Origin of the sequence: Mesorhizobium sp. M7A.F.Ca.MR.148.00.0.0 (assembly GCF_003997735.1) — a bacterium.
GTDB lineage: Bacteria > Pseudomonadota > Alphaproteobacteria > Rhizobiales > Rhizobiaceae > Mesorhizobium.
Genome location: NZ_RZTB01000054.1, coordinates 27,501 through 40,819, shown reverse-complemented (window position 1 = coordinate 40,819; position 13,319 = coordinate 27,501). Strand labels below are relative to the sequence as shown.

Genomic DNA, 13,319 nt, shown 5'->3' with positions numbered 1-13,319 from the left:
AAGGCCTGTTCCAGCGACCAGTCCGGACGTTGCCGGTCGATCAGCCTGACGGTCTCGCTTCTGTCGATAGGCTGGCCGTTCGATGTGTAGGCCTGCACGGCAAACACCTTTCTGCTCGCTGGCGTTAGGATGATTTTTCGATAGAGTGTGCGATGCGGAAAGGCTTGCGGCAAATACAGAAATGATAGACCTTCATATCGAAAAGGCATGAATGTAGGTTCGGATCGTGAAAACCCTCAAGACATCGCTTCCCCTGCTGAACGCCATGGTCGTCTTCGAGGCTGCCGCCAGGCATGGCGGGCTGACGCTGGCCGCGCAGGAGCTCAACATCGCACAATCGGCGGTCAGCCGGCATGTCGCCAATCTCGAGCGCCAGTTGTCGGTCGAGCTGTTCACGCGCAAAGGCAACCGCGTCGCCGTCACCGGGGCCGGCAACACGCTGGCCGAAGCGATCCGCGAGGGTCTCGGCACCATCAGGCAAGCGGTCGAGGATTTGACCGCGCACGACAGCGATACATTCGTGGTCGGCTGCAGCCACGATTTCGCGCAGGCATGGCTGATGCCGCGCTTCGACCTCATCACATCGCGGGTGGCCGGCGACCGGGTGCTTTTGCAGACATCCACCGATTACAGGGATTTCGACCAGCCCGAAGTGGCGCTGTCGATCCGTTTCGGCGAAGCCGGGCAATGGCCCGAATTCGTGGCCGACAAACTGCTCGACGGCGAATGGTTCCCGGTTTGCGCACCGGCGTTCCTGGCGCGTTACCCGGCGCTCGCCTCGGAGGACCCCGAGGGTTTCCTGGCGGTGCCGCTGCTGCACCAGGTGACGCCGCCCGGCGCGATCGACAGTTGGCAGTCATGGATCGGAACCGAGCGGAAGCTCGATGGGCCTCGGTTCACCAGCTACATGTCGATGATCCACGAAACCATCGCCGGGCGCGGCGCGGCACTCGCCTGGGCGGGATTCGCCGATGAGCATCTGCGTCGCGGCCAGCTCGTCCGGCTGACGAAAACCTCGCGTCGCCACGCCGGCTCCTTCCACATCGTCATGAGGAAGAATGCCGGCCCGGTGGTCAGGGCGGTGGCGCAGGCGCTGCTGGCCAGCGTCGGCGACAGCTAACAGATCAGGCCTCGCGACCAAACCGCGACGCTTCATGACGCGCGCCCCAGGCCGGCATGGAGGCCTCGATCTCGGCCTCCGACTTGAAGGCATCGGAGGCGTAGCGATCGACACGGAACCGCTCGGCGGAAACGAACGGGATGTGCCCGAGGACCAGTTCGCAGGATAGCCGGCCGAGGCCCGGTCCATGGGTGACGCCGCTCTCATTATCGCCGCCGACAACCACGACATTGTCGCTGCCGGGCACCTTGCCGACGACAAGGCCGTTGTCGGGCGTGTAGCACGGCACGCCTTGCGCCCAGCTCGCGATCGTCGAACCGCGCAGCGGCGGGAACACAGTCTGCAACTCGGCAAGCTCCTGCTCGGAGGTCTCCCGCATCAGCTCGATATTGTGCGGCTGGCCAGGTTCGATCTCGTTGTCGTCGGTCTTGTAGAGAGGTTTGTAATGCCGGCCGGTTCCCCACATGACGGCGCCGAATGTTTCGCGCAGCCACAGCCGCAATTCGCGGCACTGGACGGTGGGAATGGTCGACGGCAGCCCGCGATCGTCGGTGACGATGCGCGTCGCGACGACGCGCAGCAGCGGCAACTTCCAGCCGAGGCCCGATATGACCTGGTTGTTCCATGCGCCGGCGGCAACGATCACGCCGTCAGCCTCAAGGCTGCCCTGATCGGTCTCGATGGTCACCCGATCGCCTGCATCATGGACGGCCGTCACGCGTGTGCCGCTGCGAAAAACGCCGCCCAACTCGCTGATCTGGCCGGTCAGCACACCCATTGCCAGCTTGGTGTCGAGCTGGATGCCATGCGGATTGTAGGCCGCCGAATGGACCCGCGCCGGATCGATGAGGCCCTGCATCTTCTGGCCAATCTGCGCGGCGTTCAAATCCTGCATTTCCGGTGGGGCATAGGGTGAGTCCAGCACCGGTCGGACGAAGCGTTCTCGCCCGTCCTCGGTCAGCGCCATGATCAAGGTGCCGTTCGGCCGATAACCGATCTCGACGCCGACCTCGTGCAGCCTGCGATAGAAATCGAGGCCATATTGCTGCAGCTGAAGGCCCTCTTCGCCAAGCGGGATCATGCCGGCGGACCAATGGGAGACGAAGCCAGCACCAGCGCTTGTGGTTGCGGCACCCGGCTGGCCGGCATCGATGACCGTCACCCGGCGCACGCCGGACCGCAGCAAATGGAAAGCCGCGCTGCAGCCGATAATGCCGCCGCCGATCACGGCGATATGCCTGCTATCGCTCCCGCCATGGCTTCCGTTTGAGCTCATCTTTGTTCTCCCTTTTGCCGATGGTCCGGTCGGAGCGACATGCAGCGACGGCGACCATACAGGCCCGTTCGGAGCTGTCTAGACACATGTGTCTGTGGCCTGATACTTGATGCGCACTGCATCTGGATCACACGTCCGGAACGCCGCTTGATCTGGCCTTCCGTTGTTGGTGTTGCCGAGAGAGCGAGGAAAAAAGTGAGCGTTTCGACTGCCGCCAAGGCCATTTTCGACAGTGAAATCATATGGGACGCGCATTCCGGCTTCATGCCGGATCCGGCTGCGGACCTGAACAATCTGCAGATCTGGCGCGACGCCGGCATCGACTATCTGTCAATCGATGTCGGCTTCGACCTGTTGCCCTGGGAGCAGACAGTGCGGACGCTCGCAAATTTCCGCCACTGGATCCTTGCCAATCCCGAGCACTACACGCTGGTCTCCTCGGTCGCGGAAATCCGCAAGGCCAAGCTCGAGGACAAACTGGCGATCACCTTCGACATCGAGGGCATGAACGCACTCGACGGCCGCATCGAGATGGTGGAGTTCTATCACCATCTGGGCGTGCGCCAGATCCTGTTCGCCTATAACAGGAACAACCTCGCCGGCGGCGGTTGCCACGATGTCGAGACCAGCCTGACGGCGTTCGGCCGCCAGGTCGTCGACGAGATGAACCGACTCGGCATGTTCGTCGACGTCACCCACACCGGCTATCGCACCTCGATGGAGGTGATGGAGTACTCCAACCGCCCTGTTATTTTCTCGCACTCCAACGCCAAGGCCCTGTGCGGCCATGGCCGCAACATCACCGACGAGCAGATCAAGGCCTGCACGCGCACCGGCGGCATCGTCGCGATCGTAGGGCTCAATCGTTTCCTGGGAGAGGGACGCACGGACTCGGACAGGCTGGCTGACCACATCGAATATCTCGTTGACATGGCTGGCCCAAATCATGTCGGCATCGGGCTGGACTACGCCTTCCCCGTCGACGTCAAAGGCATCGACCGTATCATTTCCGACAATCCGCAATTCTGGCCCAAGAGCGAATATCCGGAAGGGGCGACGACCTACGCGGCTCCCGGCCAGATGCGCGAACTGACCGATGTGCTTCTGCGCCGCGGCCAGTCCGAGCAGACCGTGCGCAACGTCCTGGGCGGCAATTTCGTGCGCCTGGCGGCCGAAATCTGGAAGTGAAGGTAGCGGAGAGCGCGTCTCCGCTCCAGCTCTTGATCCAGGCCCCACCGAATAGCGGGCCAGGCCGCACCGTGTGCGCGATCACATTTCGCGCTTAGCCGCTTGCCCATGCCGACGTAGCGGCGGGGTCCGATCGGATATCGAGATTTCCCGCAAGATCGTCCGTCTCCAAGATTCGGACATGCCGGCAAAATTTTCGCTAGACATAGATGTCTATTATTAGCAGTTTTAGCTGACAGACACATTCGGCCCGGCTTGGAGAAAGGCCAACGGCCGGAAACAAGACAACGAAAACAGCAGAGGGGTAGAGCATGTCCATTCTAGCCGACACCAAGGTTTCGCGCCGTAGCCTGCTCGCAGGAGCCGGCGCTTTCGGCCTCGCCTCAATGGTCAATCCAAAAATTTCCTGGTCGAGCGACGGTCCGATCCTGAAGGTGCGCTCCTACGCCGACATCCAGACGCTCGACCCTTGTTTCCGGCTGGCGGCCCCCGAAGGCGACATCACCAGCGTCATCTTCGCAGGCCTCGTCGTCACCACGCCGGGCGATAGCTGGGGCTGGCGGCCGATGGCGGCGGAAACGATCAAGCAGCTCGATCCGCTGACCGTCTCCTTCCAGCTGCGCGACAATATCGGCTTCACCGATGGCTACGGCCAGATGACGGCGGAAGACGTCAAGTTTTCGATCGAACGCATCGCCGATCCCGCCAACAAGAGCCCCTACTCCGGCGACTGGGCGACGCTCAAGGAGGTCGAAGTAAAGGACAAGCTGTCGGGGCTGATCCACCTGAAGCAGGCCTTCGCGCCGCTGTGGACGTCGACCTTGCCGACGCCGTCCGGCACCATCCTGTCGAAGCGCGCCATCACCGAACTCGGTGGCAAGATGGGCGTCAAGCCGGTGGCCCAGTCGGGCCCCTACATCCTGAAGGAATGGCTGCCCAAGCAGCGCACGGTGCTGGTCCGCAATCCCGACTGGAAGTACGAGCAGGGCGCCTTCGCGGAAATCCACATCCATCCGATCGAGGATGAGAAGACCGCCGAACTTGGCTATGAGGCCGGCGACCTCGACTACACCTGGACCGCGGTCTCCTCGATCTCGCGGCTGAAGCAGACACCGCCGCCAAAGACGACCGTCGTCGAGAAGCCTTCGCTGGCCTTTGTCTGGCTCGGCATGAACCAGGATGTCGCCCCTTTCGACAATCCGAACATGCGCCGCGCGGTTCAGTACGCGGTGGATCGCAAGGCGGTGGTCGACGCTGCCTATTTCGGTGCGGCCGCCACGGCCACCGGCATCATCGCGCCCGGCCTGCCTGGCCATCGCGAGAAGAACCTCTTCGATTTCGATCCGGACCGCGCCCGCGACATGATCGCCAAGGAGGGGCTGGCCGGCACCACGATCACGCTCGACATCCTCAACAAGACCGAGCGGCTGACCGCGGCGCAGGTCGTGCAGTCGAACCTGCAGGATGTCGGTCTCACTGTGGAGATCAAGCAGAACGACAGCGGCACCTTCTGGACGCTTGGCGCCAAGGAAGGCGACTACTACAAGAAGCTGCAGATGATCATCAGCCGCTTCTCCATGCAGCCGGACCCGAGCTGGGCCACCGCCTGGTTCACGCGCGACCAGATCGGCGTCTGGAACTGGGAGCGTTTTTCCAGCGAGGAATTCGACAAGCTCAACGCCGAGGGCATGGTCGAGCTCGACCCGGCAAAGCGCGATGTCATCTACAAGAAGCTTCAGGACCTGATGGAGGAGAACGGCAACTACATTTTCCTGACGCATGAGGTCACCGGCATCATGAATCGAGACACGCTTGTGGCCGGCCTGAAGCCGAACGGCGAACCCGTGTTCACCGACTTCAAACCGGCATGACATCGGCGGGCGGGGCTCGTTCCCGCCAAAGACCGTCCGACAGGTACCGAAAATGATCCGCTACGCCCTCAAGCGTCTGTGGCTTGGCGCCATCATCATCAGCGTCGCCATGATGATGATGTTCGCCATGGTCTACCTCATTCCCGGCGACCCGGCCTCCGTCGCGCTGGGGCCACGCGCGACGCCGGAGATGAAGGAGGCGCTGCGCGAGCGTATGGGCTTGGATCAACCTGTCTGGCGGCAATTCGTGAACTTCTACCGCTCTGCCTTGCATGGCGATCTCGGCACCGAGGTTCTGTCGAACCGGCCGGTCCTGGACGTGGTGATGGAGCAGCTTCCGTTCACACTGGCGCTGGTGGTCGGCGGCATCACGTGGTCGGTGGCGCTGGGCATCCCGCTTGGCTGCATCGCAGCGGTGCGGCGCGGCGGCTTTGTCGACCAGGTGATCGGGGTCCTGTCGGTGGCGATGATCGCCGTGCCATCCTTCGTCGTCGCCATCTATTCGCTGCTGGTGTTTGCGGTCGCCCTGCAATGGCTTCCGGCGATCGGCGCCGGCGAACCGGGCGACCTCGCCAGCCGGCTTCAGCACCTCATCCTGCCGTCTCTGGCGGTCGGCCTTGGCTGGATCGGCTATATCTCGCGCATGGTGCGCGCCTCGATGCTGGAGACGCTGGAGGCCAGCCATATCCGCACGGCGCGCGCCTTCGGCCTGACCGAGCACCGGATCGTCTACACCTACGCGCTGCGTATCGCCGTGCTGCCGACGATCACCTTGCTCGGCGTCGGCATCGGCCACATGCTGTCGTCTTCCGTTTTCGCCGAAATTGTCTTCGCCCGTCCCGGCATCGGCAAGCTGGTCTATGAGGCGATCTCGGTGCGCAACTACCCCATCGTCTCCGGAGCCGTGCTGGTCACCACGGTCTTCTTCGTCCTCGTCAACGTAGCGGCCGACATTCTGGTCGGCCTATTGGATCCCCGTGTCAGATCAAGTTTCAACTGAGCTGCCGTCCCGCAGCTTCCGTCTCGGCATGATGTGGCGCACCGTGCGCCGCATCATGCGCGAACCGCTGGGCGCCATCGGCCTGACGCTGGTGACGGTGGTGGTGCTGTCGGCGGTGTTCGCCAACGGCCTGACCAGCTATGCGCCGAGCAAGATATCGCCGGCCGAACGCTTCGCTTCGCCGAGCCTCCTGCACCTGCTCGGCACCGACCATCTCGGCCGCGATCTTCTCACCCGGGTGCTCTATGGCGGGCGCGTCGCGCTTTTGATCGCGCTGGGCGCGACAGCGGTGTCGCTGGTTGTCGGCGTGGTTCTGGGGCTGATCGCAGGCTATGGGCCGCGCTGGCTCGACAATGTGCTGCTGCTGATCTTCGACGCCGTGAAGAGCTTTCCCACCGTCATGCTGGCGCTGACGCTGGTCACCCTGTTCGGCCCCTCGCTCTACGCGGTGGTGCTGGTGGTGATGCTGGTCAATGTGCCGGGTTATGCCCGCATCATCAGAACCCAGACGCTGGTGCTCAAATCAGCCGAACATGTCATGGCGGCGCGCTCGATTGGCGCCAGTGCGGGCCGCATCCTGCGCGTCCACATCCTGCCCAACATCATCGGCCCGATCCTGATCTTGATATCGATGGACATTCCCGTGGTGGTGGCGATCGAGGCCGGCATGAGCTTTCTCGGGCTCGGCGTGCGGCCGCCGACGCCGAGCTGGGGCGCGATCCTCAATGACGGCTTCGCCAACATTCGCGATTCCTACTGGATCGTGATTGCCGGCGGCCTGCCGATCGTGCTGACGACACTCGGTTTCACCTTCTTCGGCGAGACGCTGCGCGACCTCTTCGATCCCCGGCTGAAGGGGCGCTCATGACGGTTCTCGAGGTCAAGAATCTGAGCGTCGCCTTCCACACCGAGAGTGGGCCACTGGAGGCGCTGAAGCAGGTGAGCTTTTCCGTGCCGGCCAACCGCAGCGTCGGCGTGGTCGGCGAATCCGGCTGCGGGAAATCGACGCTCATCAACGCCATTCTCGGCCTGCTCGCCGACAATGGTGAAATCACATCGGGCGAGATCATCTTCGAGGGCGACAAAGACCTTGCCCGGCTCGACCCCACCGCGATGCGCGGCTTGCGCGGTCTCAGGATCGCCACCGTTTTCCAGGACCCGATGGGTGCGCTCAACCCGGTGCTGTCGGTGGGGCGCCAGATGCGCGACATCCAGTATCGCTCGAACCTGTCTAAGCGGGACAAGGATGCGCGCTCGGTCGCCATGCTGCGCAAGGTCCGCATTCCCGATCCGGAAAGCCGGCTAACGCAGTTTCCGCACGAGTTCTCCGGCGGCATGAAGCAGCGGATCGCCATCGCCATGGCGCTGATGATGGAACCGGCGCTGCTGATCGCCGACGAGCCGACGACTGCGCTCGATGCCACGCTGGAGGTGGCCACTATCGAACTGCTCAAGGATCTGCAGCGCGACATCGGCTGCTCGGTGCTGTTCATCTCGCATCATCTGGGCGTGATTGCCGAACTCTGCGACGAGATGATCGTGATGTATGCCGGTGAGGTGGTGGAGAGCGGCACGACTCGCGAGATCTTCCACGATGCGCGCCATCCCTACACGCAGAAGCTTTTGGCCTGTGATCCCGCGCGGCTGTCGCAGCGGGTTGCCCGCCTGCCGACCATCGCCGGGACCTTGCCGGATCTGCGCCGCCGACCAAGCGGCTGCGTCTTCCAGCCGCGCTGCGATCGCGCCGACGCCCAATGCCTGACGACGCCTCCCAGCGCAATCCTCGGTGGGTCTCACATCGCCCACTGCTGGCATGCGGACATTCCCTTGGGAGCGATGAACGCATGAGCTCCGACGACCTGCTCCGCGTCAGCGATTTGCGAGTCTCGTTCCGGGTTGGCGGCCTGTCCGCCAGGCTCGCGGGGCGGGCCACCGAGATCGAAGCGGTGTCCGGTGTCAGCTTCACGCTTCAACGAGGCAGCACCTTCGCGCTGGTCGGCGAATCCGGCTCGGGCAAGACGACGCTGGCGCGCACGCTCAACGGTCTTCAGCCGGTGAAAGCGGGCACGATCCTGTTTGAAGGACAGGAACTGCAAGGCCTGTCCAACACCGCCATGAAACCGGTGCGGCGGCGCATGCCGATGATGTTCCAGGATCCGGTCGGATCGTTGTCGCCGCGGCTCAGCGTGCGGTCGCTGCTCTCGGAGCCTTTCGTCATTCACGGACTGTCGGATCGCGATCTCAACGCCGAAGTCACACGGCTTCTTGCGCTGGTCGGACTGCCGCGCGATTTCGCCGACCGCTACCCGCACCAGCTTTCCGGCGGCCAGGCGCGCCGCGTCGGTGTGGCGCGGGCGATCGCGCTGGACCCGGTGCTGGTCGTCGCCGACGAACCGACCGCCGGCCTCGACGTCTCCGTGCAGGGAGAGGTGCTGAACCTGCTCAACGATCTGCGCGACCGCATGGGCCTGTCGATGCTGATCATCACCCACAATCTGCATGTCGTGCGCCAGATCGCCGACCGCATGGCGGTGATGTATCTCGGACGCTTCGTCGAGCAGGGCGAAACCGAAGCGATCTTCCGCGCGCCGCATCATCCCTATACGGCGGCACTTCTGTCCGCCAATCCCGAGCCGGACCCAGATCGGGTGCACCGGCGCATCACGCTGCCGGCCGACGTTCCCTCCCTGCTGGCGCGCCCCTCAGGCTGCGAATTCCACACACGCTGTCCGCAGGCCCAGCGCCGCTGCGCGGTGGATGTCCCCGTCCCGGTCGCAGTTGGCGACAGCCGCCTGACCTGCCATTTCCCGCTGAACACATAAGGATCGCCACCGGCGCAAGTGTCGGCCGGGGCGTTGAGAGGAGCCGCCATGCAAGATATCCGCGTCGTCACCGATTTCCCGCGCAAAGTCCGCGAGATCGAGAATTTGTGGATTCCGATGCCGGACGGCGTCAAGCTGGCCGCACGCATCTGGTTGCCGGAAGACGCGGAGGCCGATCCGGTGCCGGCGATCCTCGAATATCTGCCATATCGCAAGCGTGACGGAACGGTGGAGCGCGATGCGCTGACGCATCCCTATTTCGCCGGTCACGGCTATGCCGGCGTGCGGGTCGACATGCGCGGCTCGGGCGACAGCGAGGGGCTGTGCAAGGGTGAGTATCTGAAGCAGGAGCAGGATGACTGCCTGGCGGTCATCGGATGGCTGGCTGGGCAATCCTGGTGCTCGGGTAGTGTCGGCATGATCGGCATCAGCTGGGGCGGCTTCAACGGGCTGCAGGTCGCCGCCCGCCGCCCGCCGGCGCTGAAAGCCGTCGTCTCGCTGTGCTCGACCGACGACCGCTATAATGACGACGTGCATTATCTCGGCGGCGCCATGATGTGCGACAATCTGATGTGGGGAACCACCGCCTGGGCCATCGCCATGACGCCACCGGATCCGCTTGTTGTCGGCGACCGCTGGCGCGAGCTTTGGGAGCAACGGCTGAACGGCAACGGCATCTGGATGCAGGACTGGTTCGAACACCAGCGCCGCGACGATTTCTACAAGCACGGTTCAATCTGCGAGGATTATGCCGATGTCGGGATCCCGGTCTATGCCGTCGGCGGCTGGGCCGACGGCTATCCCAATCCGATCTTCCGGATGCTGGAAAAGCTGAGCGGTCCTCGCAAGGGCCTGATCGGACCCTGGGGCCACAAATATCCGCACTTCGCCATGCCCGGCCCGCGTATCGGCTTCCTGCAGGAGTGCCTGCGCTGGTGGGATCAATATCTCAAGGGCATCGACACCGGCATTGCCGACGAGCCGATGCTGCGCGCCTGGATCCAGGATCCCGCACGGCCGGCGGCGATCTATGACGAGCGGCCCGGCCGCTGGGTGGCGGAACCGGCGTGGCCGGGACCCGGCGTCGGCGAAAAGGTGCTGAACCTTGCGCCGCATGTGCTGAGCGAAGCCAAGGGCGCAAACGCGATCCTGGAGGTTTCATCGCCACAGACGGCCGGCCTGTCGTCCGGCGCCTGGTGCGGCTATGGCGTGATGCCGACCTTGCCGGTCGACCAGCGCATGGAAGAAGGCAATGCCCTGATCTTCGAGACGGCGCCGTTGACCGAAGCGGTCGAGATCCTTGGCTTCCCCGAATTCGAGGTCAAGCTCTCCTCCGACAAGCCCGTCGCCCTTCTGTCCGCCACGCTGTCGCAGGTATTTCCTGAAGGTGCCGCCTCGCGTATCAGCTACGGTATTCTCAATCTGAGCCATCGCAAGGATGATCTGGACATCGAGCCGATGGTGCCTGGCCAGGCGGAAACGGTGCGCATCAAGCTGCGCTGCTGCGGGCAGCGTTTCGAGGTCGGCGAGCGTATCCGGCTGGCGCTGGCGACATCGCATTGGCCGATCGTCTTCCCGACGGCCGAGCAGGCGACGTTGTCGATCCATTGCAGCGACAGCCGGCTGATCCTGCCGGTGCGCGCGCAGCAGAAGCTGGACGACACACTGGGGGTTTTCCTGACTCCGGAAAGCGCCGCGCCGATGGAGCAAGAGGTGCTGGCCAAGGGCGACGGCTTCCAGCGTTCGGTGTCGACGGACCAGGTCACCGGCGAGACCGTCTATCAGGTCGCCAATGATGGCGGCACGGTGCGGCATCCACATACGGGAATGGTGCTCTCGGCGAGGCATGTCGACCGGTTCATCATCCACCCCGACGATCCGAACTCGGCGGTCGGCACCTGCACCTGGGACAAGTCCTATGGTCGCGGCGACTGGCAGGTGCGGCTTTCAGTGAAGGCGACGGTAAGGGCGCTGCGAAAGGTCTGGCGGATCGAGACCCACATCACCGCCCATGATGGCGATGAGCTGATCGTCGACCGCAACGAGGTCAAGGAGTATCCGCGCGATCTCAACTGAGAGCGACTGCGACGCTGCGGTTAGGCCATCGACTTCGGCAAGGCAGCCGCCAGCGCATCGACGGCCAGCCGTACCTTCAGCGGCAGATGCGGCGTCTGCAGCCAAAGGGCGTAGCAGTCGTAGAGATATCGCGGCTGATCCGGCAACAGCGCCAGCAGAACGCCGGCTTCAATGCGCTCGCGCACCAGCCACCAGGGCAACCAGGCAAGGCCCATGCCGTCGGCAGCCGCGTCAGCGATGGCATCGAGATCGTCGAGCCGCAGACGGCCGGTCGGTATGATCTCCTGCACCGGTTGCCCCTCTCGCGCAAATAGCCAGGGCTGAATGATCTGGCCGAGCCGGCGGTAGACAATTGCCTGATGGTCGGCGAGATCCTCGATCTGTCGCGGTTCGCCATGAATTCTAAGATAGGAAGGTGCGGCGCAGACGACCATGTCCTGGCGCGCGACGCGGCGTGCGATCACCCCCGCCTTGTCGCCCAGAGCACCGGTCCGAATGGCGAGATCGTAGCCATCCTCGGCAAGATCGGCGAAGCGATCGCTGAGAGATAGATCGAGTTCCAGCATCGGATATTGCCGGGCGAGTTTCAGCAGCACGGGCGTCACGCAGTGGCGACCGAAATGCGCCGGCATGGTGACGCGCAGTTTTCCGCGTGGCTCCGAAAACTGGTCGGCGGCGAGCGCATCTGCGGCGTCGGCCTCGGCCAGCACCACCCGACAGCGTTCATAGTAAGCGCGGCCGAAATCGGTCAGGTTCTGCCGGCGTGTGGTCCGGTTGAGCAGGCGAACGCCAAGTCGTTCTTCGAGAGACCGGACATGCTTGCCAACCATCGGTCCCGAGACGTCCAGGGCGACCGCTGCTGCCGCGAACGAGCCGAGATCGACGGCCTTGACGAACACAGCCATGCTTTCGAGCCGATCCATATTCGAAACTCCTGGTTTCTACTGTCCTTCTCGTGCAGCCATTTATCCCCGGGCAGCCTAGCTGCATAGCTCATTCGGTCCAGTTGATTTGGAGTATCCCGAATGACACGTGTGGTTCGCTTTCACCAGCATGGCGGCCCTGAGGTTCTGCGCATCGAGGATGCCGAGCTTCCCCGACCGGGCCCGGGCGAAGTTCAAATCCGCGTCAAGGCGCTCGGCCTCAACCGCGCCGACGCGCTGCTGCGCGCGGGTTCCTATATCGAGACGCCGAAGCTGCCCTCGGGGCTTGGTCTCGAAGCGGCGGGTGTCATCGAGGCTATAGGCGACGGCGTGAAGGAATTCGCGCCGGGCGACGGCGTCAGTGTCATCCCGCCGCAATCGATGATCCGCTGGCCGGCCTATGGCGAGCTTGCCACTTATCCCGCGGAACTTATCGTCAAGCACCCGCCGTCGCTCGACTGGCAAACGGCAGCGGCGGTCTGGATGCAATACCTCACCGCCTATGGCGCGCTGATCGATATCGCCGGGCTGCACAGCGGAGACCACGTGGTGATCACCGCGGCATCGAGCAGTGTCGGGCTTGCCGCGATCCAGATCGCCAACAGTGTGGGCGCGACCGCGATTGCGGTGACGCGGACGTCGGCGAAGATGCGGGCCCTGCTCGATGCCGGCGCGGCCGAAGTCGTGGCCTCGGCGGAGGAGGATCTGGCGGCGCGATTGAACCAGATCGCCGGGCCGCGAGGCGTGCGCGTCGTGTTCGATCCGATCGGCGGCCCGATCTTCGAGCCGCTGACGGCGGCCATGTCGAAGGGCGGCATCCTCATCGAATATGGCGGACTGAGCCACGCGCCGACACCGTTTCCGCTATTCGCCGTGCTGGCCAAGACGCTGACGCTGCGCGGCTATCTCGTGCACGAGATCACCGGTAACCCGGTAAGGCTGGAGGCCGCCAAGGCTTTCATCCTCGCAGGACTCGAGACCGGGACTCTAAAGCCGATCATCGATAGGACCTTCGCGTTCGACCAAATCGTCGAGGCGCACCG

Annotated in this window: 11 protein-coding genes; 9 read left to right on the top strand and 2 right to left on the bottom strand. The window is 63.9% G+C overall.

The annotated features are described in order from the left end of the window. Positions 1 to 226 precede the first annotated feature (226 nt). A complete protein-coding gene (locus EOB49_RS19830; RefSeq protein WP_127381983.1) occupies positions 227 to 1,120 on the top strand; it encodes a LysR family transcriptional regulator in 894 nt (297 codons plus the stop codon). A gap of 4 nt (positions 1,121 to 1,124) precedes the next feature. Here the strand turns inward: EOB49_RS19830 and EOB49_RS19825 are convergent, their stop codons facing one another. Beyond that, positions 1,125 to 2,396: an FAD-binding oxidoreductase gene (locus EOB49_RS19825; protein ID WP_127381982.1), complete on the bottom strand. Its 1,272-nt coding sequence runs from the start codon at positions 2,394 to 2,396 to the stop codon at positions 1,125 to 1,127. Between the two features lie 195 nt (positions 2,397 to 2,591). Between EOB49_RS19825 and EOB49_RS19820 the strand changes: the two genes are divergently transcribed. From EOB49_RS19820 to EOB49_RS19790, 7 genes are all read left to right on the top strand, one after another. Continuing rightward, positions 2,592 to 3,584: a membrane dipeptidase gene (locus EOB49_RS19820; RefSeq protein WP_127381981.1), complete on the top strand. Its 993-nt coding sequence runs from the start codon at positions 2,592 to 2,594 to the stop codon at positions 3,582 to 3,584. A gap of 311 nt (positions 3,585 to 3,895) precedes the next feature. Further along, the gene (locus EOB49_RS19815) at positions 3,896 to 5,455 is read left to right on the top strand and encodes an ABC transporter substrate-binding protein (protein ID WP_127381980.1); all 1,560 of its coding nucleotides are present in this window, start codon (positions 3,896 to 3,898) and stop codon (positions 5,453 to 5,455) included. A gap of 52 nt (positions 5,456 to 5,507) precedes the next feature. After that, a complete protein-coding gene (locus tag EOB49_RS19810) occupies positions 5,508 to 6,455 on the top strand; it encodes an ABC transporter permease (protein WP_127381979.1) in 948 nt (315 codons plus the stop codon). Beyond that, positions 6,433 to 7,323, top strand: a complete 891-nt coding sequence (locus EOB49_RS19805; RefSeq protein ID WP_245472762.1) for an ABC transporter permease — start codon at positions 6,433 to 6,435, stop codon at positions 7,321 to 7,323. Before EOB49_RS19810 ends, EOB49_RS19805 begins: the two co-directional genes overlap by 23 nt. Beyond that, positions 7,320 to 8,303, top strand: a complete 984-nt coding sequence (locus tag EOB49_RS19800) for an ABC transporter ATP-binding protein (RefSeq protein ID WP_127381978.1) — start codon at positions 7,320 to 7,322, stop codon at positions 8,301 to 8,303. The genes EOB49_RS19805 and EOB49_RS19800 overlap by 4 nt, the downstream gene beginning before the upstream one ends. Continuing rightward, positions 8,300 to 9,277, top strand: a complete 978-nt coding sequence (locus tag EOB49_RS19795) for an ABC transporter ATP-binding protein (RefSeq protein ID WP_127381977.1) — start codon at positions 8,300 to 8,302, stop codon at positions 9,275 to 9,277. The genes EOB49_RS19800 and EOB49_RS19795 overlap by 4 nt, the downstream gene beginning before the upstream one ends. A gap of 48 nt (positions 9,278 to 9,325) precedes the next feature. Further along, positions 9,326 to 11,353, top strand: a complete 2,028-nt coding sequence (locus EOB49_RS19790) for a CocE/NonD family hydrolase (protein WP_127381976.1) — start codon at positions 9,326 to 9,328, stop codon at positions 11,351 to 11,353. A 20-nt stretch (positions 11,354 to 11,373) separates the two neighbouring features. Here the strand turns inward: EOB49_RS19790 and EOB49_RS19785 are convergent, their stop codons facing one another. After that, on the bottom strand, positions 11,374 to 12,276 hold the full coding sequence (locus EOB49_RS19785; RefSeq protein ID WP_127381975.1) for a LysR family transcriptional regulator: 903 nt from the start codon (positions 12,274 to 12,276) through the stop codon (positions 11,374 to 11,376). A gap of 102 nt (positions 12,277 to 12,378) precedes the next feature. Here EOB49_RS19785 and EOB49_RS19780 point away from each other — a divergent pair. Continuing rightward, positions 12,379 to 13,319: zinc-dependent alcohol dehydrogenase family protein (locus EOB49_RS19780; protein ID WP_127381986.1), on the top strand; the 941-nt coding region annotated here is incomplete at its 3' end.